The sequence below is a fragment of the Candidatus Coxiella mudrowiae genome (genome assembly GCA_001077715.1).
GTDB classification, from domain to species: Bacteria; Pseudomonadota; Gammaproteobacteria; order Coxiellales; family Coxiellaceae; genus Coxiella; species Coxiella mudrowiae.
The window spans coordinates 435866-458868 of sequence record CP011126.1 but is presented as its reverse complement, the minus strand read 5'-3'; the positions used below and the strand labels follow the sequence as shown (position 1 = coordinate 458868).

The window sequence follows — 23003 nt, the reverse complement described above, 5'->3', positions numbered from 1 at the left end:
CTTAAAACACAACACGATGATATTGCTAACTCTCAAAATCCGTTTGATATTTCGGCGGGTCAATATTGTTATATTCAATATCAGCATGCCGATACTGAGGGAAAGAAACGTAAGTAGTTAATCTGGGAGAAATTTTTTGGAGATTATCTTTGGTATGGATCGGCTCAATATGAGAGATTTAAAAACATTCAAAAATCTTATACTCGAAAATAAAGAAATAAGCGAGGAGCAAATTTCAGCAACCTTGGAGCGAGCTTAACGAACAGCCAATCTGAATAGAACCGCTGGCTACAGTTTATTAGCAGTGACGTATTTTCGCCTGGGTAAATTCTTTAACTAGCGTCTTTCAACTATGTATTCTGAAGTACAAACCTTTGCCGCTTCTCAAGGTCAATTCCCTAATTTCCATAGTTTATTTTCTGACCCAGCAAAGGTTAATGATCTCTCTTATTACGAATCTCTACAAAATTCTTATTTCTTGCAGGTCTTAAAAGCAATTACCGTAACTATTTGTTTATATGAATAATGTGAAGCCATCATCATCCATAATGCCACTATAGGAAAAGGTCTCTTTAAGCGGTGTGGGTCACGATATTCAGGAATAAGAGGATTAAGCCAATTTTTGAAAGTGTGTTTCCCAAAATCATTATTGATTCAGCCACAAAAATCCTTAATCCTGCCCTTACGTATGCTATTTACACAGGGTAAACAGACCACTTAACATCCCTAAACCTATGACAAACTCACCCGGCCTCTTAGCATCCTGCTTTGGAGCCGAATACGACAACCTACCAACCCACCCACCGTCTTCTAGTCAGGCTTCACTTTTACGCAGAAGACCGAAAGGGGTGTTTTTATTTTGTCGTGTATGGGGAAAATTACTAACGACGGGCTTGGAAAAAATTTTTTAGCACATGAGCACATTCATCCACTAAAATTCCGCCTGTCCAAGAAATGTGATGATTAAGCCGTGGTTCATTCAAAAGTTGAAAAACGCTTTTAACAGCACCATCACGTGGGTCAAAAGCGCCAAAAACGAGGCGCTGAATTCTAGCATGAATCATCGCGCCAAGGCACATTGCACAGGGTTCTAAAGTGACATAGAGAGTCGTACCAACTAATCGATAATTACCGAGATTTTTGGCAGCCTCGCGGATCGAAAGTAATTCTGCATGAGCCGTAGGGTCGGTTAATCCAATAGGATGGTTAAATCCCTTTCCAATAATTTCGTTATCTTTTACCAAAACTGCACCCACCGGCACCTCTTGATTTTTTTCAGCTTGCTTCGCCAAGAGAAGCGCTTTCTGGATAAAAAATTCATCAATCATATACCACATTCTATAATGTTCCAGGGAAGAAGAGCCAGAACTACGTCCTTTCCTCCTGTGAGAAAAGTCAAGTGAAACTAATTTTTTAAGGAGCTAGAACTTCAATAAGAGTTGAGTATAATAAGCCATACCATAACTTGGATAGGAAGCGACGAGATGATTAAGACCTATTTAAAAATTATCTTTCTTACAGCGCCCTTTTTATTCTTTTTATCGGGTTGTCATACTATTCATGGTTTCGGCCAAGATTTACAAGCTGGCGGCGAAGTTATAAATCATGCAGCCCCAAAAGTTGAGAAATAATTAATTTTATTTATTTTTAACAAAACTCACTTTTCCAGAACGCTCCAAACGATCTTCTTTTTTTTACATTTTTCTAATCCGCCTCATTTAGTTTCTCTCGAATCATTTCTCATAAATCATGATCAGTTACTTGATTTTTGAAATTTTTCCAAATTACCTCTCCATTCTTAATTAGAATGGTGGATATCCCTTTTATCAAAGTTCCAAATTCGCTGTAGTGGAAAGCTCCTATAGCGAACAACTAATCAAGAAAAATAAGCAAAGCCAAGCCGGCTATCCGCTTCTAAGAGCGTAAAGGGGCCGTTGATGGTACCGCTTAAACTGCACCGATAATAAATGATTAAAACAAAATCGAACCCTGTTTCAAAGTTAAATCGCTTATTGCCCAACCCATACGCAGCAAAAAAAATGGGATACACATAAATAATTAGGGTTCTTATAAGAATGTAAAGAATGCTTTTATCAAAGTTGATTTTACTAAGATTTGCTAAGACAATATAGGTAATACTGCGATCTTTCTTCAGCGTTATATGGTTCAAGGGTATCATGTTGATTTATGACTGTCTCCTTCAGTCATCTAGTAGCGAGATGAACTGGTTCCATTCGTCGCTGCCAATGAGCTAAAATGCCTTTATATTGATTCACTTGGCAAAAAATGCCACTATTACGCCTCCTTCGGAATGGAAAAGGGCGCTGAAGCATAGCGATGAAGAAGATTAGAACAGCCGTAATTGGCGTTGGCTATTTGGGCAAATATCATGCAGAAAAGTATGCTGATTTACCGCATTCAGAGCTTGTGGCCGTTTGTGATATCGACCCTGAACGGTGTCATTCGAAAGCCAACGAATTAAACGTTAAATCCGTAATCAATTACCAGTCTCTCCTTGGCCTTGTGGATGCAGTGAGCATCGCAGTTCCCACCCCTTTGCATCATAGAGTGGGACGCTTTTTTTTAGACAATAGGGTCCACGTTCTCTTAGAGAAGCCCATTGCTACTTCTTTGGAAGAGGCCGACGACTTAATTTCTGCTGCCCAGAAAAATAAGGTCATTCTCCAAATTGGTCATCTCGAACGTTTTAATAGCGCTGTAAAAGCCGTAGAATCTCAAATTTCTAATCCTCGGTTTATTGAATCGCTGCGTCTGGCTCCCTTCAAATTGCGAGGCAGTGATGTTAATGTAGTATTAGATTTGATGATTCACGATATCGACATCATCCAATCCATTGTGAAAGCGGATATCCAAAATATCTCTGCCAGCGGCGCCTCCGTGCTATCTCCTTATATTGATATTGCCAATGCCCGTATTGAATTTAGCAACGGATGCATGGCCAATGTAACGGCCAGCCGTGTAAACCTCAAAACTAAGCGCAAACTTCGAATTTTCCAGCACGATAACTATATTGCTATTGACCTCGATCATAAAAAAATTGCCATCCATCGCAAAGGCACTCAAGAAATGTATCCAGGAATTCCTGAAATCACCCGTCAAGTTGAGCGGTTTGAAAAAGGCGATGCGTTGCTTGATCAAATATCAGCGTTTCTGGATTCTATTATCCATAACAAACTTCCTCTGGTTTCCGGAGAAGAGGGGAAACGGGCTTTGGCGACAGCTTTAGAAATTTCATTAATTGTGCGACGAACTAACGAATTATTTCCAATTTCTTCAATCGCTATTTCTTAAAATGAACACTCATTCAAAACAGATTTTAATCATAGCAGGTGAGGCCTCGGGAGATTTACTTGGCGCTCATCTTGCAAAATCACTGAAATTCCTTGATCCACAATTGAAAGTGGCTGGTATGGGCGGGAAAAGAATGCGTGAGGCAGGAGTTAATATCTTTATTGAGGCCGAAAAACTAGCAGTCGTTGGAGTATCAGAAATAATTTCTCAATTGGGTGATATACTTGCGGCTCGCCAGTGCCTAAAAAATCACTTTAAGATCGAACGACCTGATTTAGTAATTTTTATTGACTATCCGGGTTTTAATTTACATATGGCTAAACAGGCTAAAAAAGCAGGAATTAAAGTTCTTTATTATGTAAGTCCGCAAATATGGGCATGGCGATATGGCCGTATTAAAAAAATAAAAAAATATGTAGATCACATGGGGGTTTTATTCCCTTTCGAAGAAAGATTATATCAACGAGAAAATATTTCCGTCAGTTTAGTTGGACATCCGTTAATTGACATTACAGTACCCACTTTGCCGCGCGAAAAAGTGTATCAAAAATTCGATTTATCAACAGAAAAGCCCATTATTGGCTTATTTCCCGGAAGTCGTTCCCGGGAGATTGCCCGCTTGTTGCCCATTATAACTTCTGCTACGCGCCTTATTAAAGAGCGCCTCCCTAATGCTCAATTTGTGTTGCCACTGGCACCTAATTTGTCTTCTCAAGATGTTCACAATTATTTATTTTCAGACATTAAAATTATTGAGGACAATACTTATAATGTACTGTCTGTATGTGATGCCGCCATTGCTGTTTCTGGCACAGTTACATTAGAAATTGCTTTACATCAAATTCCTTTTGTTATTCTCTACAAAGTGAGCCCTCTCACCTATTGGTTAGGAAAACGGCTTATTCAAGTCCCATTTATTGGGCTCTCTAACTTAGTGGCTGAAGAACCCATCACCCCTGAGTTTATTCAGCATCAAGCCACTCCTCAGGCTATTGCTAACGAAATTTATCGCTTGTTAGAAGATCACTCTTATCGACAGACTTGTTTAAATAAGTTAAAACCGCTCCGGGCTAAGCTAGGGGATAGTGGAGCCTCCCTCAAAACCGCAAAGATCGCCCTAAAACTGATAACTTCTTAATTTATTTAATCTTTTTATTTTAAAATCTGATCATTTTTTGAGCCATATTAATTAGGTAGAAGATTGATAATTATCGGAATTAGGTAAGAGTTATAAAAACGATACTGATTATTAGTTCTAGCAGTAATGTTAGTAAGTATCTTTTCTTGTAAAGAGGAAAATCATCGCACACAGACACAGGGAGCAAGTTCTAAAGACACCACTTCCGCTTTTTCAGCAAATGATCAAAATCCTCTCCCTGACCAAATTAAGCAATTTAACGATATAAAAATGAGGTTGCGTGAAGAAGCACCAACATTAAATTCATAAGTTATCAAGAAAATTGCTACCGCTTTGGAATGCGCCAAACAATATGACAGTGAACATAACAATATATTGACCATAATCGATTATTCCTTACCATCCAGCGAAAAAACGCCTTTGGGTTTTTGATCTCGTAAACAATAAATTGTTATTTCATACACATTTGTCTCATGGACTTACCTCAGGAATTTTATCATCCAATTTTTTCTGAAAAGCGAGTAGCATTGGAATATATAATACTGGAAAAGCTTATAATAGACACCATGGAGCTCTTTAAAATTATATGGTCTAGAAATAAGGGTTCAATGACAATGCTTATAATCGTTTTATCGTCATACATGGAGCTTGGTATGTAAATGAAGAATTTATAAAAAAATATGGAAGAGCCGGTCGGTCGTAGTTGGGGCTACTCTGCTGTTCTTATTTTCCTTACCAAACCAATTATCGATATTATGAAAGACAATGCGTTGTTAGTAATTTATTATCCTAATAATAACTTGTTTTTAAAATCAAAATTTTTCCATCGTAATAATTTTTCTAATCATCAAACTTTAGAAAGCAATAATGAAATGATAATGGAAACTGAGCCTATAAATGAAAGGGAATTACACGGCAATATTATTTACGCCGATCTTAATAAGGATAACAAACGAGAAGAAAATGAACCTATTATTGCCATGAACGTAGAAAGTTATAAGCATTTGATTAACAATAAAAATCCCCCTTAAAACGGATGCTTCGCCGCCAAATTGAAAACACTAAATATATCCCTTTAAGCGAAGAATTTAATAATTTAATTAAAAATAACCACCAAATTCTAGATGAAACTACAGAAAATCTAGATAAAATTTATTTTGTTATACCGGATGTTAAAATGCAGCGAGGTTATTACGCTACCGAAATGAAAATCATTACTCTGGGGAAAATAAAAGATCTTAAATTAAGTAGTACTGCTCCCTAACGGAGAGGACCAAAGCTTCACCCTTTACTTAGAAAACAAGCCCGCCATCAGTTTAAAACCTACTCATCAATTCATTCGCTGACTGGGGCTGTAAGTATAAAAAATTAAATATAATCAATAAGTTAATATTTTTAATATTTCCGGATTATCCTTTATGCTAGTTACGCAAATTAGCGTTAGATAAGATCCTTTTGAATATAACAACACGTAACGATTGGTTGTTTTTTTTATTTATCTGTTCCGATCCTTCTCCTTTCGGGACTTTGTTTAGTCGTCAACGACTTTACTCACCACTATATAATGGTTCCCTATTTTTCAATTCTTCTGAAAAAGGATTTATTCATTTGCTTCATGCCCCTGTTTTATGGATTAGGCATCTATCTTGCCAATAAACAACCACATTACAGTCTTTTTTTAAGACATTGGGTATGATTTTCTCTGTGCTTATAATTATGCTGTTTGCCGATAGTGCTATTTTAACTACACCCTTTCTTTTACAAGATCATCTATTTTACCACTTAGATAACCTACTCCATTTTAATTTGGTCGACTTTCTTCAAGAAATTCATCCGTAAGCAAGCTCTAGCACAATTTCTCAGGATTATTTATGCAAGCTTGTTTTTAGCAATAAAAATTGTCCCCTTATTGCTCACCGCTCTTAAATGAGGCCACTCAAGTATATAAATAAATATTTAGTTTCTAATTTCTTGTTTGTTAGGTTTTTCTATCTACTATTTCTGGGCTTCAGCTTCAACCGCTCCGTCCAGCATTATTCATTCCGTTCCCTTTATAAAAGCCCAACGTTATTTAATAACACAGTTTGAGGCCATTCATCATTATCAAGCTTTCTTTCCATGAAGCGATTAATAAGCTTCCCTTCTTTTCATACAATCTGGGCAATTCTAATAGCTTATGCCTGTCCGGCCACGTAAGATAATTTTTTATCCTATAGCTTTATTTATTTAGTCTCATGGTCCTAGTTGCTACATTGGCCTCTGGGTGGCATTTCTTAATTGATATTTTAGCCGGAACACTCATTAGTCTTTTATCGATTCTCATTACCAATTTTTTAATAAGGTTACCTAAACTAAAGGAGTCCTAAAAAGAACTGAGAAAATCAGATTAAGCAAGATTATCGTGTGTTGAAAGTTGCTCATTATTTTTATAACGTGCAAATCCACGAGTGGAGCTATTAATCATCAACAACAATTGATTAATCTCTGGAGTTTCCACGGCTAATTTTTCAAGCTCAATTCGGATATCTTCTAATTTAAGATTAGTACGGTAAATTAGCCGATATGCCAATTTCAACGACTGCATCGTCTTAGAATTAAAACCATGGCGCCGCAACCCGACTGAATTCAACGCTGTGGGAATACCGGGATTTCCAGTAACAAGCATGTAAGGCAAAATATCTTGATAAACCTTTGCTGCACGTCCTAGAAAACAATAAGCACCAATCCGACAAAACTGGTGAACTCCCGAAAAAGCACCTAAATTTGCATGATCGCCTACTTCAACATGCCCTGCAATTGAAGCAGTATTAGCAAAAATAACATGACTTCTCACTCGACAGTCATGGGCCACATGAGAATAGGCCATCAAATAATTATTATGACCGATGGAGGTCACACCATGGCCTTCGTAGGTCCCGCGATTAATAGTCACAAATTCACGAATGACGTTGCTATTTCCAATCTCTAGCCGAGTTTCTTGACCTTTATACCTGATGTGTTGAGGATCAGAACCAATAGAGGCATACGGATAAATTTTATTATTTTTTCCTATCACAGTATTTTTTCCAATCATGACATGAGCGTCGATTTGAGTATCATCCCCAATTACGGCATTTTCACCAATGAAAGTCCAGGGACCAACAGTTACATCGGAACCAATTTTTGCGCTAGGATGAATAAGTGCTCGTTCGTCAATCACTCTTTTTGTCTCTTATTGTGATAAATTTGGCTTTACAGGCAAGCTGTCCTTCAACCTTTGCCTCTCCCTCAAATTTCCACAAACGTCCCGATTTAAGTACTTTGACTTCTAAAACTAATTGGTCACCCGGTTCGACGACGCGCTTAAATCGTGCATTATCCACACCAGCAAAAAAATAAATATCCTCATGGTATTCAGGTAAATCAAGGGATTTAACAATTAAAATCCCCGCTGCTTGTGCTAAAGACTCAATAATCAAAACGCCTGGCATTACTGGACGAACAGGAAAATGTCCGATAAAGAAAGGTTCATTAGCCGTGATATTTTTAATTGCCACTAAGGACTTGTGTTTTTCCATCGCTATCACCCGGTCAACCAACAAAAAGGGATATCGATGGGGGATATATTTTTTAATCTCGCTGGTTTCCATCACGATCATCGTACAACCTCTCTAATCGTTTTAATCTTTTTGCGAGTTCCTCGAGTTGCCAAAACCTAATGACACTTTTGTGCCATTCACGACTGGGTTGCATTCCCGTCCCTGACGAATACACCCCGGGCTTAGTAATTGATTTTTGGATCATGCTCATACCCGTAATAACGACGTTGTCACAAATATCAATATGGCCATTAAGACCTGCACCGCCACCAATCATGCAATGGCGTCCAATAGTAGTGCTTCCAGCGATACCAGCACAGCCAGCAATCGCTGTATGATCGCCTATGCGAACGTTATGGCCAATCATAATTAAATTATCCAATTTAACGCCATTTCCAATTACCGTATCTTCAAGTGCTCCTCGATCAATTGTGGTGTTAGCTCCAATTTCTACATCGTCTCCAATGACCACTCGTGCCACTTGAGGAATCTTAATCCATCGACGTTGTTCATCTTGAGCTAAACCAAATCCATCTGCACCAATAACGACACCACTGTGAAGAATATTTCGATCACCCATAATGGTGTGATGGTATAAAGTTACCCGATTATACAAACAACAATCTACGCCCAGTTGACTGCCGCGGCCAATACTCGTTCCTGCTCCGATAATGGTTCGAGAACCAATCACCACTTCATCTTCTATGACAGCATAAGCCCCAACGTACACAATCGGATCGATTTGACAATTCTCTCCGATAACAGCAGTGGGATGAATACCTGGCTTTGGTCTCACTTCAGGTCGCAATAAAGCTAATAGTTTGATAAATCCCAGCTTAGGGTTCGGCATAATAAGGGCGTTTATAGGACAGTTTTTTGCTAACTTTTTATCTAATAATAATGCCGAAGCTTTTGTTTTTGTTAAATATTTTTGATACTTGCGATCTGCAAGGAAACTTATTTCTCCGGGCTGAGCGTTCACAATTGAAGCGATATTATGAATTTTGCAATCACCATGGCCCTTCACCGTGGCACCGATGGCGTTTGCTAATTCATTGAGTGTATAAGTTATTTCAAATTTGATCACAAAATTAAAGGCTATTTCAATTTGGAAATCACGTCTGAGGTGATATCTTTACTATCTCTCGCATAGAGTACGGTGTCCTTTGGTAAAACCAAATCCACTTTCTCTTTTTCAGCAACAGCTCTTACAGCGCCTGAAATTTTTGTCATAAATTCAGCCATGGCTTTATTCTGTGCATTATATAATCCTTGCTGAAATTCGACTTGTGCTTGCTGAAGTTCCTTTTGTTTTTCATCAATTTTATTTTTTAGATCTTGCTTTTCTTTTTCACTCATTACTGCCTCATTGCGTTGAAATTTTTTAGCATCCTCTTGCAAGGATTTACCTAAATTAATAATTCTTTCACGTTGTGGTGAAAATTTTTTTTCAAGCTGGGTATTGATATTCTTAACCTGCGGTGATGCTTGAAAAATTTGCCGCATATCCACCCTTCCCACGGTTTGCCCAATAGCAGCCGCTGTCCAATTTATTGCCACTGATAAACAGGTGGCTGCAAATAAGCGCTTCATCATGACGTTCTCCTTAAAATAAAGTAGCGCCCATTATAGTTCAGGTTCGTATCTAAACCAAGCTCCGCTCAACTCTTCCCCTTACAAGCTCATCCCAAAAGAAAATTGAAATGCTTGGAAATTATCCCCTGCTCGACGATTCAGCGGGAAGGCTAAAGTGAAATCGATTGGCGCAAAAGGCGTGTACCATTCTACAGAAACACCCAACGAGGGGCGTAAATTTTTAAGAGAAAATTTATCGTCTTGGATAATCTGTGGCCGGATATTCGCCTCAGGATCAGAAACACCGCCCCGTGCTGGAATTGCGATATCTCCTGGAAATCGAGGTACCTGAAAAACATTTCCTGCATCAAACACAATGGCAGTACGAACCTTTTGACTAAATTGCGGCAAAATTAAATGCACTCCAAAAATAGTTTCTAAATTACCACCAATAGCGCCGAAATCACTACCAAGTGGATAACGATTCTTTGGACCTAATGAATTTGGAGCAAAAGCAGGAACAGAGCCAATTCCTCCAGCAAAAAAGTTTTTGAAAAAGGGCAACCGATCATGACCGAATTTGTCTCCATAACCGAGGGTTTCTAATAAATTTAAAATAAACCCATGACCCAATGGTTGATAATATTTTGCTGCGTACGTTGCCAAATAATAATCCAAACTGGATTTAAAAAGAGGAACACCTACTTCCAAGCCTAATCCCGTATAAAGACCTTTAGTTGGGAAAATAGCACGGTCAAGCCCATTGTAAACCCACCCTGCTGTCAATTTAACTTGGTTATAGTTGGCACTGGTATTTTGCACCCCGTTAGTGGTGCCACAAAAAGCCAGCACACTCGGTGCAGCGTTAGCGATATCGACATGACTGATAGTGATATGTTCCAATCCGTAACCAAACGTAATTGAATTACGTTCCGAAACAGGATAGCCGTAGGTGACATCGGCTCCATAACCATCTTCTAAATAAGAGGCAAGGTTAAATTTTGCATTCGGTTTAATACGAGAATAATAAATTGAGAAGCCTAGCCGTAAGCCCCATGTCGTGTAATAAGGATTGTTATAACTGATGAAATAATTTTGTTGATATTGACTATTTTGAAATCCAATCGAGACGTACTTCCCCGTTCCCATAAAATTGGGTTCCGATATACTGGCGCCATACAAAAAACCATAGACGTCTGAATAACCACCTTGAATGCTGGCTCTCCCTGCTGCAACTTCTTTGACATAATAATATAAATCCACTTGGTCACGAGAGTTGGGTACCGGTTGCGGCGTGTAAGTAACGTCGGACAAATAATTCAGTAATTCTAAGCGTCGTTTGGATTCTTCAATTTTTGATAAAGAGTATATGCTTCCTTCGTATTGAGGCATTTCTCCACGCAATACTTCTTGATCCGTTCGTTGATTGCCGAGGAAATTAATCCGCCGTACATAAACCCGTTCACCAGGCACTATAGTAAAATTTATATGGACCAAATGTTGTTGATCATCAATTGTTGGAATGATTGTCACTCTCGCAAATGCGTAGCCCCGATCTGCTAGGAAATTACCGATTTTTGTGTTGGTATCAATTATGGCTTGGCGAGAAAATATATCACCGGGTTTTAATGTAATTAATCTATAAAGTCGCTCTTTAAAACCGTAAGTCTCACCACTTATCTCATAACCATTAATTCGGTATACCGGTCCTTCATTGACGTAAACCGTGATATAAACACTTTGTTTATCCTGCGAGCATCGAACGTCGTGGGAAACAACTCGAAAACGTAAATAACCATGATTTAAATAAAATGTAATGAGTCTTTCTAAATCTTCTTCTAATTTAATTTGTGAATAACGATCGGCGTGGCTAATACATGTAAATAAACCAGGAGTTGTTAATTTAAACTGGCTGCGCAAAGTGCGAGCACTAAATGCGCAATTTCCAACAAATTGAATGGAGAGGACTTTCGCAATCCTGCCCTCATTAATATTGATATAGAGCGCTACGCGATTGCAAGACTCTCTAATGACGTTAGTCGATATATGGGCTGCGTGGTATCCCATTACACCATATTTCTGTTCCAACCCCTGCTCGATTTTCTTTAATTTAGTAGGATCAAAGGTCTGCCCCTCTACAATTCCCAATTTGTTCAAAATGTACCGCAATTTTTTACTAGTAATAGGTTTATTACCGCTAAGACGAATCAAACTTATTGTGGGACGTTCTTTTACGGTAATAATAAGAGCTTCCCCACGGCGATTCAGTTGAACATTGTCAAAAAATCCCGTTTTATAGAGTGCTTTAATAATGGCTTGGCCGCGCCGGGAAAAATATTCTTGCCCTTCATGGATCGGAAGATAACTGCGAACTGTGCTTTCCGAAATCCCTTGCAAGCCTTGGATTTGAATAGAACGGATAACAAAAGCATAGGCTGACAAACTAAAAGAAAGACAGAAAACAATTAGTGGAATCGTGAATAAGAAGCGTTTATGAACTCTCATGATAATAAGGCACCTTTTCCTAATTATTCCTTATCCTTAGCTTAGGTCTGTCAACAATTCGCTATATTTCAGTGCGTCACAAATCCTTCGTGCTAAAGACCAAATAGAGGGAAAAATTATAACAAGGGAAAAATTATAACACCCGATTTACGATTATCCATAGCCGAGAGATAAACGCTAATAGTTTTTGCGAGTATCACTGTAAACTTTTATCCCCTAGATTGAATAGATTGAATTCTGTGCCTAACGATAACCAATCTTGCTTCTAATTTCTCGCTTTAGGGAAAAAGTAGGTTGGAAGAGCCGAGAATATTGATCGAAAAATCAAGAAATCAAGTACAATTATAAGTACGTGAAAAAATCCAGGAAAGACAACGGATGGCGCCGATGGACCCTTTAGAAATCTCTGGCTATACGGACATTCAATTGTTCGCCCGCGGCGATTTCTTCGCCTACTATCGCGCTCAAGCCTTCGGACTCCCAACTATACCTCTGTCCTCATCAAACTCACTCTTCTCACGACCGCCGATCACAAGCTCAATGAGCGGACTTGAATACGAATTCCAACTCCTGCAAGAAACCCTTAATTAAAGGGCATCCCCAAAGCCCTCGCTCTTGAGCAGGTCGGGCTCCAACTCGTCTTAATCTTAAAAGCTGAACCCGATTTAACCTTAGATCAGTAGATCAGTTTGTCGATAAAGAAAAACCCTCGCTCACCACGATTTTGACACTTGCTTTGCGCCTGTTGCAGATCCTCACCCAAATCCACAAAGCCAAAATCGTCCATAAAGATATTAAACCCGACAATATCCTCGTCGATCCCAAAAATCTTACCATCACCCTTTTTGATTTCAGCCTCGCTCAAAAAGCTTCTTTGAAAACCCAACCCCACGAAGGCGAATTCGAAGGCAGTTTTCTCCCACATGGCCCCTAAACAAACCAGGCACATCCATCGCCCCATCGATTATCGCACCGATTTTTATACCTTCGATGCCACCCTCTTTAAACTGCTCGGCCGGATAACCTCCTTTCCAAGGCGATCCCCTCGAATTAATTCAAGCGCACCTCCTTACTTAAAGCACCACCCAATTTAACTCAGCTTAATCCCAACATCCCCGCCCGTTTTAACTCAGATCGTGCAAAAGCCGCTCGCTAAATCTAAAGTGCTCATGCGCCCATCAAAGATTTGGAAACCTGTCTGCGGATGCTCAAAGCCGGGGAACGCAAGTCCTTCCACATCGCCATCGGCCGATCTCCCCGAACGTTTCGCCCTCACTTAAAAACTCTATGGACGAAAGCGCCTCATTCAGGAAGTCACTCAATTCCTTGATCGAGCCCAACCCTTAAAAGCACTCTTTATCGCCGGGCCTCCCGACGTCGAGAAAACCTTCCATCATCCGCGAAGTCGAAAAATACATCACCCTCCACGGCGGCTTTACCGCCAAAGGAAAATTCGATCAGCTCCATCGAACCACTCCCTACAGCGCTTGGATTACCGTCACCGAAGCTATCGAAGCTATCGAAGCTATCTTATAAACTTGAGAACTTGAGCAAGATGAAAAAACTTATGTGCGATGGGTGGAAGCTGTCCAAGCAACCGTTGGTATTAATCTTCCTTTTCTCGCCCGAATGGTCCCTAAGTTAAAAAGGATTTTCCCTAGTATGATGATCAGTACAGAATTCTTAAGTGCTGAAGTGCTCGAGATGCGATTTGAATACGCCTTCTCAGAATTCCTTCAAATTTCTGCTTCTTATTTAAAACCATTGACACTCTTTCTTAATGATTGGCAATAAGCTTCCGTTAGCGCTATTCAATTGTTCGCTTTGCTGACTCAAAAATTTGAGCTTAAAAATGTTTTAATTTTGGGTGCTTACCGTTCCACCGAAGTTACTGATATTCACCCTTTGACGCCAGCGCTTCAGTCTTTAAAGACAATACCCAGTCAGTTCGTTGAACTTAATTTAAAACCTCTAACACTTCAGAATCTACAACATTATCTACAACATTGGCTCAGTGATAGTTTCTATCTGATCGGTCGATGATGTGGAAGAATTAGCAATAATCTGCCGAGAGAAAACAGATGTGGCCTTTGACCAATCGCGGAGCCAGCGTTACCCGAAAATCTGCTGGCCTCCAGTGCACAATATTCGATGACCGGATGACTCGTTCTATTTTATTGGAGGGCGAGGACGCACATTCGGTAATGCTCGTACTGAATGAACTCAACAAGAACGAAGCGATCGCACAAGTTGTTTCCAGCACCAGTCGTTTCTGCCGCAATGTAAGTTGTTGACACACCCAAGTAGTAGGTAACCTTTTGTTCCTACGTCTCGAAGCCACAACAGGCGACGCTTCTGGACATAATATGCTGACTAAAGCAGCGGATGCAGTGATTAGTTGGCTCCTAGAAAACTACCCCAGCCTCAAATACGTCTCCATTTCGGGTAATATCTGCGTAGACAAGAAGGTATCTGCTATCAACGGCTTATTAGGTCGGGGCAAATACGTTATTGCTGATATGTTAATTCCCCACGCTGTGTGTCAAGAGCGCTTGAAAACTACACCAGAAGCCTTGGTTAATCTTCATATTAAAAAGAATTTAATGGGCTCATTTATCAGTAACTACTAAAGACGTAATAGAATGTTTTTTTAGTCCAATCAAATAATTTACGCTTTGCACCTAAAGAGGTAGCGATAGTGTCAATTTTTGGTAAGATTACTACCAGTTGGCTTCAATCACCCCGGTAAAGGAAGCTGCGCCCTCAGTTTCTACGCCAAACAAAGGAACATCGTTCCACCTATATCGATACCTTCCAAAATACGGCAAGAAAGTCCACCACCACCTACAGCCACAACAATAGCGGCTGGCTTTTTTATTTGGGTAACCACTTCATCTATCAACGTGGAGTGACCGGCCCAAATTTCTGAATGATCAAAAGGAGGGACAAATCCGCCATCGATCTTTCGTACAAATCTTTCGTACAAATCTTTCGTACAAATCTTTCGTACAAATGGTTGAACAATCTCATTGGTTTCATCCCACACATCATCTTCAATTTTTAATAGGGCATTTTCCGCTTCCATATGTTTAATAAACAAAGGATGGGTGGTAGTAAGGAACAAATACGGTTACTGGAACTTGAAGCTTACGACCCACATAGGCGAACGGCTAGTCCTGCCCCCAGAAGAGGCCACTAAATGTTTTTTCCAGCCAATACACACACTTCTGACAAAGCTGCCCAATACCACAGATTTTAAAAGACCCTATCGGTTGATAACATTCCATTTTTAAAAAACTCACTCCCGAAAAATTTAACGGTGGTACGGTGGGGTGGGTACCGGTACTTTTAGCACATTGGGATTTTTTGCTTTGGCCATCGGCGATTTTAAGTTAGGACGTCGCCTGTGTAATTTATCCTTAAAATTAATGAAAGTAAATGCGCTAAAAGATAAAATCTGTATGGCTTTCATCTTCATTAAAGGATTACTAAACCCTTGGCTTTACTACGTACGATACGATATTCGCGATCGTATTTCTGATTTGAAATTGAATTTCGCAAGGTGCCTCGAGGAGGGTAGGGTAATCCCGAATATGCGAACCACAGTATCGGCTATCATTTTATGTACCGCTTTGAATCGGGAGAAATTCTCAATAACATTTATCAGGAAATAATCGACGCGGTCGATAAAATTAGTTTTCTTCGAAAAGCAAACATCGAGATAAAAAGATCTATAGTAGTGATGGTTGGCATTATTGCTTTTATGTTGAATCAACCACCGCCAAAAGAGTTAGTTTTAAAATACCATGGCGAAATATCACGTGCGTTTGATTTTATTCAGCAAATGGAAAAATATTATTATCTGAGTCATTATCAGGAAGCCTTTGAGAAGGCCATTCTCGGGCCATCCGTTTACCTTTAATAATCATTTTTACCTCTACTACCCCGGCGCCTTAGTTTTAGCGCAACTGATCCGTACGGCAAAAAGTCGTATCGAAATCCATCGTGCCTTCAGAAAATCCGAGCCCCTCAATTTTACCGGGGAGTACAGCAATTTTCCCAACCCCTTCCTCGAACGTTTTTCCACCTTATCCCTTAAATCCACTATCGCCCTTCCCATCCGTTTTAAAAAACACCCCATCGCCCCTCCTCCCTCTATGGTGAGCATCATTCCTTAAGCCAAGCCTTTATTTCCCGAGCAGCTTCATTTCCTCACCCTCGTGGCCCAACAAGCCGCTATCACCATGCACAACGCGCCAACTCGCTCCGTGCCATCGACTGCTTTATTCCCCTGCTTTATTCCCTAACCCCCTCTCCTTGCAACTCCTGCACCGACCCAACCTCCAGAGTCTGGAAATCAGCGATAATCAACTCCTCTCCTTATCCATGCTCTTTGGTACCCTACGCAGCTTAACCATACTTTGCCTCCCCTTCAAAATAGCCGCCCTAATCTTCCAGGCGCTCTCACATGGCACCCTAAGGAACTGAGGGGGCATCGTTGCCCCTCCCCTTCTCCCCAAACTTTACCCTCTTTACCCTCTTTCGAGTGGGCCCGTCGTCCTCGGCATCATCGGCAATCAGGAACATTTAGAAGGTTGCCGCCTTAGGCGATATCGTAAATGTAGCCTCCCGATTATAGTCCTTGACCGCCTAACAAAGTAGTATTGTCTTCTTGCTTTGTGTATCATGCGGGCATGCAAGAAACGATACCAATTCCCGTTAAAACTATCGGACCGATTAAAATTATTGGTTCTGAAGTGAATACCGAAGTTGAGGTTCCTCTCGCTACTTTCGAAACTCCTATGTGGCCTTCGACCAATCGCGGAGCCAGCGTTACCCGAAAATCTGCTGGCCTCCAGTGCACAATATTCGATGACCGGATGACTCGTTCTATTTTATTGGAGGGCGAGGACGCACATTCGGTAATGCTCGTACTGAATGAACTCAACAAGAACGAAGCGATCGCACAAGTTGTTTCCAGCACCAGTCGTTTCTGCCGCAATGTAAGTTGGCACACCCAAGTAGTAGGTAACCTTTTGTTCCTACGTCTCGAAGCCACAACAGGCGACGCTTCTGGACATAATATGCTGACTAAAGCAGCGGATGCAGTGATTAGTTGGCTCCTAGAAAACTACCCCAGCCTCAAATACGTCTCCATTTCGGGTAATATCTGCGTAGACAAGAAGGTATCTGCTATCAACGGCTTATTAGGTCGGGGCAAATACGTTATTGCTGATATGTTAATTCCCCACGCTGTGTGTCAAGAGCGCTTGAAAACTACACCAGAAGCCTTGGTTAATCTTCATATTAAAAAGAATTTAATGGGCTCAATAGTTTCAGGCGGTTTGCGCACTGCAAATGCGCATTTTGCTAATTTGCTCTACGCTATTTACCTCGCGACGGGGCAAGACGTTGCTAATATCGTCGAAGGCTCTCAAGGGTTTACTCACGCTAAAGTGTGCAACGGCGACCTCTATTTTTCTGTTACGCTACCTAATATTATTGTGGGTACTGTGGGCAATGGAAAACATCACGATTTTGTTAAAAATCATTTACGCCTTTTAGGTTGTTTGGATAATTCACAACCCGGTCAAAATGCTCGGCGATTGGCTATTATTGTTGCTGCTACCGTCTGGTGTGGAGAACTATCCTTACTTGCAGCACAAACGAATCCGGGCGAACTCATGCGCGCGCACGAAAAATTTGAGCGTAAGGAAAACGAGGCTAATCAACCTAGTAGAGATCACGCGCCAGAAAATTCTTGAGAACTGGGCGATGAAAAAAGATTTCTTAAAAACACGGACGCCTGCCAAACTGATTTTATCAGGTGAGCACGCTGTGGTTTATGGCCACCCGGCACTAGCCGTGGCTATCAATCGACATACAGAAGCTACTGTTCGATGGACATTACCCTTGCATTTTTCCTTCCATTTTATGGGTATTGATTTTAGGCGAGAAGTTACTCTCCAAACGCTCCGCAAGTTAAAAAGAAAGCTTAAAAAACAATACCAAAAATATTGCTTGGGCCACTTAAATATTCGTGAAGTTTTACAAAAACCTTTTGAACTTTCCCTTTTCACGTTTATCAACGTGCTAGATCGTTTAAAAAGCAAATTGCCGACAGGTATTGATATTGTCACCGACTCCAATATTCCCGTTGGTTGTGGAATGGGGTCTTCAGCCGCCAGCGTAGTAAGCTTAATTTACGCACTCACCCACTTTTTGGATATAAATCTCAATTTGGAAGATTATCTCAAATTAGGAGTAGAATCAGAAAGTTTGCAGCATGGTTACTCCAGCGGGTTGGATGTGCATACAGTTTATCATGGGGGATGTTTGCGTTATGAAAAAGGGCAGTTTGAAAAACTCCCTATTCCAGACTTTCCAATGCAATTAGTGCAAACAGGACAACCGCAGAGTAGTAGTGGTGAATGCATCTCACAAGCATCATCTTATTTTAAAAAGAGTCCTATTGGGGATGATTTTTCAGCGGTCACCAACGAACTCGATCAAGCACTACAAAATCATAACTTCAATAACGTAAAAAAGTGCATTCAACAAAACCACCGGTTGCTAAGAACTATTGGTGTGGTGCCCAATAAAATAGATCATTTTATTGTGGATGTAGAAAAATTGGGTGGAGCTGCGAAAATCTGCGGCGCGGGAAGTGTGCAAGGGGATAATGGCGGTGCTGTTTTGATTGTTTCTGATAACCCGATTAATAACCTCGCAAAGGAATACGGCTATTCCATTATGCCTATCCAGACTGATAATCAAGGAACTCGCATTGTATAGAGCGAAAGCCCCCGGCAGTTTAATGCTGCTCGGCGAATATGCTGTGTTACAGGGTAAAACAGCGCTAGTGGCTGCTATCGATAAATTTATTTCCATAACCCTTAAGCCCCGTAATGACGACCGGATTTTTATCGATTCCGCATTGGGCACACTAACCCTTCACCGTCATCAAATTACGTTACAAGCGCCTTTTGAATTTGTATTGGCCACCTTAGCCCTCAAAAAGCCACCTTCCGGCTGTAATATTAAAATTGACTCTGATTTGCCCGCTTCCTTTGGATTAGGAAGTTCGGCCGCAGTAACTGTGGCATTATTAATAGTGTTAAATCGTTGGCTCGAAAAAATATTAACTAAGTTAAAGCTGTGGCAAGAAGCTTTGCAAGTGATTCATCAAGTGCAAAAAAGGGGGGCTGGCGCTGATTGTGCAGCCAGTATTTTCGGTGGAGTAATTGCTTTTAGCAACCCACCATTTTCGGTCACCCCTTTGAAAGGGGCTCCTCCTTTAGCGGCAGTTTATTCGGGGAGCAAACTTACCACAGCTCGAGCAATCGATATCGTTAATAGCCGACGTCAACAAAAACTCACGAATTACCAAATAATAGATGAACAAATGAATGAGCTCTCAAAAAAAGGAATCACAGCCATCAATACTAAAGATTGGATTTCCCTAGGCAATCTTTTTAATTCGGGTCAAGAGCTTATGAAAGCTATTGGAGTTAGTAATGGACACTTAGAGAATTTGGTTCAGAGCTTGCGAGAACAACCCCATATTTTAGGCGCTAAAATATCAGGCTCGGGTCTGGGCGACTGTGTCATTGGCGTAGGGAAACTCCCACCTAATTTTTTCCCACGCAATGAAGAGGAAAAAAGACTTGGAGTTAAGCAACTTTTCCTTATCATTACTTCTGAAGGAGCAAGTTTTGATGAAACGTAATCATATTTTCCAAAAATTACTTGCTCCACAAAATAAAACCCCCGTTAAATCTTTTGGACAAGCTTTTGCACCCTCGAATATCGCTTTATGCAAATATTGGGGTAAGCGTAATTTAGAACTCAACTTACCTTTCACTTCAAGCTTATCAATATCACTCAACAATAAAGGGGCCCACGCTAAAATTTCTTCCTCACCAAATCTGCATCACGAATTAATTATTAATAACAATTTATTAAATTTAGAAAGTGTCTATGCCAAACCTTTACTGGCTTTTTTAGAGGAGTTTACGTTTCTTGATATAAAAGCTTTTCGCTTGGAACTAAATTTTAATATTCCTATTGCCGCTGGCCTTGCTTCATCCTCCTCCAGTTATGCGGCTATCATCAAGGCAATGAATGATTTCTTTGGTTGGCAATTAAACGGAAAGACTTTATCAATTCTTGCTCGGTTAGGAAGCGGAAGTGCGTGTCGCTCAGTTTTTGAAGGATTTGTGCAATGGCATTGCGGAACTGATCCTGCTGGAATGGATAGTTATGCAGAGCCGCTTAATCAAAATTGGCCCGAACTATGCGTTGGACTTCACATTGTAAGTTCTCAAAAAAAAACTACCAGCTCGCGTGAAGGAATGAAACGCACTGTAGCTACCTCCGCGCTTTATACCGCATGGCCTCAAAAAGTGAATGAGGATCTTATCTCCCTAAAAAAAGCGATCACTCAAAAAGACTTCTCCCTCTTAGGACGAGCCGCCGAATCTAATGCGTTAGCAATGCATGCAACGATGCTCGCTGCATGGCCGCCCCTAATGTATTCTTCTCCTGAAACGATTCAACTTTTAAAAAAAATATGGATGCTTCGGGAAAAGGGATTAGAAATTTATTTTACGCAAGATGCAGGACCGAATATTAAGTCATTATTTTTAGCACAAGATAAGGAAAAATTAAGTCACCACTTTCATGATCTTGAAACAATTTTACCTTTTAAAAACGTTATTGTTCAAAAAGTCATACTCGTTAATGAAAAAGATCAACCGCTAGGAAACGAGGAAAAAATAAAAGTCCATTGTGAAGGAAAATTACATCGCGCTTTTTCAGTTTTTGTTTTTTCGTGGCGAAACAACGAATGGCAATTACTACTTCAACAACGTCATCCTGAAAAATATCATAGTGGCGGCTTATGGACAAATACTTGTTGCAGCCATCCACGACCGGGAGAAAACATTATTGAGGCCGGCGAGAGACGACTTTTCGAAGAAATGGGATTAAAAATGCTCTTAAAAAAAGTAGGAGAATTCCGTTACACAGCTGAGGTGAGCAATAATTTAATTGAAAATGAATACGATCACGTGCTAGTAGGGTTCTTAACTAATGAAAAAATTCATTTAAACAAAAATGAAATCAGCGCTATTCGTTGGATTAATATTCCTACTTTAAAAGAAGAATTCAAAAAAAATCCTCAAAATTTTACACCTTGGCTTGACGCTGCATTAAAAATTGCTTTAAAAGGTATACCAAGCTTTTCAAACAAAGAATAAATTTTCGCTTTTAAGATTTTCTTTTCAAGAATAACGTGGTTTAAGATTAAATTAGCCAGATCCACAAAGACCCTAAGAGGAAAATAGGAAGTGCAGCAAGAATACTATCAATACGATCAAGAATGCCGCCGTGACCAGGAAGTAATTGACCCGTGTCTTTCACTCCCGCTTGTCGTTTCAGCATACTTTCGAATAAATCACCTATAATCGCAAAAATAGCCGTAATTAGGGCTAAGAGACTTATTAATATCAATCGAAAAAGAGGTTGACGGAAAACAAGAGAGATAATAACTGCGATCGCTAACGTTAAAACAATACCGCCAACCAATCCTTCCCATGTTTTATTGGGACTAACACGCGCAATTAGCGTTCGCTTTCCCCACCATCGACCAGCTAAGTAAGCTCCTATATCCATAGCCCAAATCAATACTAAACCAAATACCAACCACCCCGGCCCACCCATGTCTTCACGCAACGCCACTCCGACTACCCAACAGGAAGTTAACACAAAAAAGCTTACAACAATTTTTATTACGTTATATTGAAAGCCCATAGGAAAGAAACCTTTTGCGTAACAAATAACGGCCGCTGCGGCCCATAACCAAATAATAAAGGAAATAATTAACACCCAAAAGATAGGGAGGTAGTAAGTCCCTATCAGAGCCAATAGGATCGTAATCACATAGAGAGTACGAAAATAATAATTTTTTATTCCTGCTAAAGGGGACCATTCCCAGGCCGCCCAGAGCATTACAGCACCAATTAAAAGGCTAAACCAAGGCATGGGCAAATACAGAATTGCTAAGAGTAAAAGAGGAACTAAGACCAACAACGTGAGTACACGATGCTTAAACATACTGCTCTTCAACCTGTTCTGGCGTTAACCCAAAACGACGTTGACGGGTTTGATAAAACGCCAAGGCTTGCTCAAAAGTATTAGAATTAAAATCAGGCCAATACGTAGGCGTGAAATAAATTTCCGTATAAGCAGCCTGCCATAACATAAAATTACTTAAACGTTGTTCGCCACTAGTGCGGATTAATAAGTCAGGTTCGGGCAAATCGCTTAAAAATACATATTCTTGAAATAATTTAGCTGTGATTGATTCAGGATTTATTTCCCCATTCTGAATCTTCTTACCTAACCGTTGAGCTGCCTGTACAATATCCCAACGACCGCTGTAGTTTAAGGCAATAATTAATTTTAAACCTCTATTATTTTTGGTGAGTTCCTGAGAGGCATAGATTTGCGCCAATAATTTTCTATCAAACTCTTGATGATCCCCAATAATTCGGAGACAAATATTGTTTTTGTGAAGCTCGTCTGTATTGCGCTCTAAAGAATCTAAAAAAAAAGACATTAAAAAATCAACTTCCGGCTGAGGACGAGCTTGATTTTCCAAACTAAAAGCAAAAAGTGTTAAAACTTCAATCCCCTTGTTGCTGGCATACTCAATCACCTTCGGGACAGTTTTAGCGCCTGCTCGATGACCCGCTATCCTTGGCAATCCGCGACGCTTGGCCCACCGACCATTACCATCCATTACAATTGAAACATGCCGAGGCAAAGAATTTGAACTCATTTCAAAAACCTTTTTTTGCTTAAAGATATTTCCCATCCCCCCCCCAAGTCGT

At 40.2% G+C, this 23003-nt stretch carries 23 protein-coding genes and 2 pseudogenes; 16 read left to right on the top strand and 9 right to left on the bottom strand.

Annotated elements, in window-relative coordinates:
- Positions 1-881: 881 nt before the first annotated feature.
- Positions 882-1328 (bottom strand): tRNA adenosine(34) deaminase TadA, encoded by a 447-nt coding sequence (gene tadA, locus CleRt_RS02240; RefSeq protein ID WP_048875032.1) that lies wholly within the window; start codon positions 1326-1328, stop codon positions 882-884.
- A 156-nt stretch (positions 1329-1484) separates the two neighbouring features.
- Between tadA and CleRt_RS02235 the strand changes: the two genes are divergently transcribed.
- The 7 genes and pseudogenes from CleRt_RS02235 (at position 1485) to CleRt_RS08215 (ending at position 5714) form a co-directional block, all read left to right on the top strand.
- On the top strand, positions 1485-1631 hold the full coding sequence (locus CleRt_RS02235) for an entericidin A/B family lipoprotein (protein ID WP_048875031.1): 147 nt from the start codon (positions 1485-1487) through the stop codon (positions 1629-1631).
- Positions 1632-2337: 706 nt separating this feature from the next.
- Complete coding sequence (locus CleRt_RS02225; protein ID WP_048875030.1) at positions 2338-3312, top strand: Gfo/Idh/MocA family protein; 975 nt, start codon at positions 2338-2340, stop codon at positions 3310-3312.
- Position 3313: 1 nt separating this feature from the next.
- Entirely contained in the window at positions 3314-4450 is a 1137-nt protein-coding gene (gene lpxB, locus CleRt_RS02220) for a lipid-A-disaccharide synthase (protein WP_048875029.1), read from the top strand.
- Positions 4451-4576: 126 nt separating this feature from the next.
- Entirely contained in the window at positions 4577-4759 is a 183-nt protein-coding gene (locus tag CleRt_RS08225; protein ID WP_053097838.1) for a hypothetical protein, read from the top strand.
- 139 nt (positions 4760-4898) lie between these two features.
- Positions 4899-5153: pseudogene (locus CleRt_RS13895) on the top strand (murein L,D-transpeptidase catalytic domain-containing protein).
- Positions 5131-5481, top strand: a complete 351-nt coding sequence (locus tag CleRt_RS08220; protein WP_053097836.1) for a hypothetical protein — start codon at positions 5131-5133, stop codon at positions 5479-5481. Before CleRt_RS13895 ends, CleRt_RS08220 begins: the two are co-directional and overlap by 23 nt.
- A gap of 5 nt (positions 5482-5486) precedes the next feature.
- Entirely contained in the window at positions 5487-5714 is a 228-nt protein-coding gene (locus CleRt_RS08215) for a hypothetical protein (RefSeq protein WP_053097834.1), read from the top strand.
- 1122 nt (positions 5715-6836) lie between these two features.
- Here CleRt_RS08215 and lpxA read toward each other — a convergent pair.
- From lpxA to bamA, 5 genes are all read right to left on the bottom strand, one after another.
- The gene (lpxA, locus tag CleRt_RS02210; RefSeq protein ID WP_048875028.1) at positions 6837-7649 is read right to left on the bottom strand and encodes an acyl-ACP--UDP-N-acetylglucosamine O-acyltransferase; all 813 of its coding nucleotides are present in this window, start codon (positions 7647-7649) and stop codon (positions 6837-6839) included.
- On the bottom strand, positions 7642-8079 hold the full coding sequence (fabZ, locus tag CleRt_RS02205) for a 3-hydroxyacyl-ACP dehydratase FabZ (RefSeq protein WP_371440251.1): 438 nt from the start codon (positions 8077-8079) through the stop codon (positions 7642-7644). The genes lpxA and fabZ overlap by 8 nt, the downstream gene beginning before the upstream one ends.
- The gene (gene lpxD, locus CleRt_RS02200) at positions 8060-9112 is read right to left on the bottom strand and encodes a UDP-3-O-(3-hydroxymyristoyl)glucosamine N-acyltransferase (protein ID WP_082160497.1); all 1053 of its coding nucleotides are present in this window, start codon (positions 9110-9112) and stop codon (positions 8060-8062) included. Before lpxD ends, fabZ begins: the two co-directional genes overlap by 20 nt.
- Before the next feature lie 14 nt (positions 9113-9126).
- On the bottom strand, positions 9127-9624 hold the full coding sequence (locus tag CleRt_RS02195) for an OmpH/Skp family outer membrane protein (protein WP_048875026.1): 498 nt from the start codon (positions 9622-9624) through the stop codon (positions 9127-9129).
- 78 nt (positions 9625-9702) lie between these two features.
- A complete protein-coding gene (gene bamA, locus CleRt_RS02190) occupies positions 9703-12108 on the bottom strand; it encodes an outer membrane protein assembly factor BamA (RefSeq protein WP_048875025.1) in 2406 nt (801 codons plus the stop codon).
- A gap of 724 nt (positions 12109-12832) precedes the next feature.
- On the opposite strand from bamA, the gene CleRt_RS13890 reads away from it, so the two are divergent.
- The 3 genes and pseudogenes from CleRt_RS13890 to CleRt_RS02175 all read left to right on the top strand — a co-directional run.
- Complete coding sequence (locus CleRt_RS13890) at positions 12833-13042, top strand: protein kinase domain-containing protein (RefSeq protein ID WP_080606372.1); 210 nt, start codon at positions 12833-12835, stop codon at positions 13040-13042.
- 881 nt (positions 13043-13923) lie between these two features.
- Positions 13924-14151 (top strand): hypothetical protein, encoded by a 228-nt coding sequence (locus CleRt_RS09850; protein WP_235379157.1) that lies wholly within the window; start codon positions 13924-13926, stop codon positions 14149-14151.
- Between the two features lie 38 nt (positions 14152-14189).
- A pseudogene (locus CleRt_RS02175) lies at positions 14190-14729 on the top strand (hydroxymethylglutaryl-coenzyme A reductase family protein); the annotation flags it as partial.
- Between the two features lie 149 nt (positions 14730-14878).
- Here the strand turns inward: CleRt_RS02175 and CleRt_RS08210 are convergent.
- Positions 14879-15232, bottom strand: coding sequence for a PALP domain-containing protein (locus CleRt_RS08210; protein ID WP_048875133.1), 354 nt, complete (start codon positions 15230-15232; stop codon positions 14879-14881).
- A gap of 498 nt (positions 15233-15730) precedes the next feature.
- On the opposite strand from CleRt_RS08210, the gene CleRt_RS02165 reads away from it, so the two are divergent.
- From CleRt_RS02165 to mvaD, 6 genes are all read left to right on the top strand, one after another.
- Positions 15731-16030, top strand: a complete 300-nt coding sequence (locus tag CleRt_RS02165; RefSeq protein ID WP_048875023.1) for a hypothetical protein — start codon at positions 15731-15733, stop codon at positions 16028-16030.
- Positions 15993-16286 carry a hypothetical protein gene (locus CleRt_RS09845; RefSeq protein ID WP_157870800.1) on the top strand — a complete coding sequence of 98 codons (294 nt, stop codon included), beginning with the start codon at positions 15993-15995 and terminating at the stop codon, positions 16284-16286. The genes CleRt_RS02165 and CleRt_RS09845 overlap by 38 nt, the downstream gene beginning before the upstream one ends.
- Positions 16287-16802: 516 nt before the next feature.
- On the top strand, positions 16803-17873 hold the full coding sequence (locus CleRt_RS02155; RefSeq protein ID WP_048875768.1) for a hydroxymethylglutaryl-coenzyme A reductase family protein: 1071 nt from the start codon (positions 16803-16805) through the stop codon (positions 17871-17873).
- Positions 17874-17883: 10 nt separating this feature from the next.
- The gene (mvk, locus tag CleRt_RS02150) at positions 17884-18903 is read left to right on the top strand and encodes a mevalonate kinase (RefSeq protein ID WP_048875021.1); all 1020 of its coding nucleotides are present in this window, start codon (positions 17884-17886) and stop codon (positions 18901-18903) included.
- Entirely contained in the window at positions 18896-19837 is a 942-nt protein-coding gene (locus CleRt_RS02145; protein ID WP_235379156.1) for a mevalonate kinase family protein, read from the top strand. The genes mvk and CleRt_RS02145 overlap by 8 nt, the downstream gene beginning before the upstream one ends.
- Complete coding sequence (gene mvaD / locus CleRt_RS02140) at positions 19827-21368, top strand: diphosphomevalonate decarboxylase (protein WP_048875020.1); 1542 nt, start codon at positions 19827-19829, stop codon at positions 21366-21368. Before CleRt_RS02145 ends, mvaD begins: the two co-directional genes overlap by 11 nt.
- Positions 21369-21414: 46 nt before the next feature.
- Here mvaD and CleRt_RS02135 read toward each other — a convergent pair whose 3' ends face one another.
- Both CleRt_RS02135 and uppS read right to left on the bottom strand, forming a co-directional pair.
- Positions 21415-22224 (bottom strand): phosphatidate cytidylyltransferase, encoded by an 810-nt coding sequence (locus tag CleRt_RS02135; RefSeq protein ID WP_048875019.1) that lies wholly within the window; start codon positions 22222-22224, stop codon positions 21415-21417.
- Entirely contained in the window at positions 22217-22987 is a 771-nt protein-coding gene (gene uppS / locus CleRt_RS02130; protein WP_082160406.1) for an undecaprenyl pyrophosphate synthase, read from the bottom strand. Before uppS ends, CleRt_RS02135 begins: the two co-directional genes overlap by 8 nt.
- Between the last annotated feature and the right edge of the window lie 16 nt (positions 22988-23003).

What these genes read in the sequence shown, in the direction of transcription:
- tadA (WP_048875032.1), bottom strand. Translation starts at nt 1,328, where the DNA reads ATGATTGATGAATTTTTTATCCAGAAAGCGCTTCTCTTGGCGAAGCAA.
- CleRt_RS02235 (WP_048875031.1), top strand. Translation starts at nt 1,485, where the DNA reads ATGATTAAGACCTATTTAAAAATTATCTTTCTTACAGCGCCCTTTTTA.
- CleRt_RS02225 (WP_048875030.1), top strand. Translation starts at nt 2,338, where the DNA reads ATGAAGAAGATTAGAACAGCCGTAATTGGCGTTGGCTATTTGGGCAAA.
- lpxB (WP_048875029.1), top strand. Translation starts at nt 3,314, where the DNA reads ATGAACACTCATTCAAAACAGATTTTAATCATAGCAGGTGAGGCCTCG.
- CleRt_RS08225 (WP_053097838.1), top strand. Translation starts at nt 4,577, where the DNA reads ATGTTAGTAAGTATCTTTTCTTGTAAAGAGGAAAATCATCGCACACAG.
- CleRt_RS08220 (WP_053097836.1), top strand. Translation starts at nt 5,131, where the DNA reads ATGGAAGAGCCGGTCGGTCGTAGTTGGGGCTACTCTGCTGTTCTTATT.
- CleRt_RS08215 (WP_053097834.1), top strand. Translation starts at nt 5,487, where the DNA reads ATGCTTCGCCGCCAAATTGAAAACACTAAATATATCCCTTTAAGCGAA.
- fabZ (WP_371440251.1), bottom strand. Translation starts at nt 8,079, where the DNA reads ATGGAAACCAGCGAGATTAAAAAATATATCCCCCATCGATATCCCTTT.
- CleRt_RS02195 (WP_048875026.1), bottom strand. Translation starts at nt 9,624, where the DNA reads ATGATGAAGCGCTTATTTGCAGCCACCTGTTTATCAGTGGCAATAAAT.
- bamA (WP_048875025.1), bottom strand. Translation starts at nt 12,108, where the DNA reads ATGAGAGTTCATAAACGCTTCTTATTCACGATTCCACTAATTGTTTTC.
- CleRt_RS02165 (WP_048875023.1), top strand. Translation starts at nt 15,731, where the DNA reads ATGTACCGCTTTGAATCGGGAGAAATTCTCAATAACATTTATCAGGAA.
- CleRt_RS02155 (WP_048875768.1), top strand. Translation starts at nt 16,803, where the DNA reads ATGCAAGAAACGATACCAATTCCCGTTAAAACTATCGGACCGATTAAA.
- mvk (WP_048875021.1), top strand. Translation starts at nt 17,884, where the DNA reads ATGAAAAAAGATTTCTTAAAAACACGGACGCCTGCCAAACTGATTTTA.
- mvaD (WP_048875020.1), top strand. Translation starts at nt 19,827, where the DNA reads ATGAAACGTAATCATATTTTCCAAAAATTACTTGCTCCACAAAATAAA.
- CleRt_RS02135 (WP_048875019.1), bottom strand. Translation starts at nt 22,224, where the DNA reads ATGTTTAAGCATCGTGTACTCACGTTGTTGGTCTTAGTTCCTCTTTTA.
- uppS (WP_082160406.1), bottom strand. Translation starts at nt 22,987, where the DNA reads ATGGGAAATATCTTTAAGCAAAAAAAGGTTTTTGAAATGAGTTCAAAT.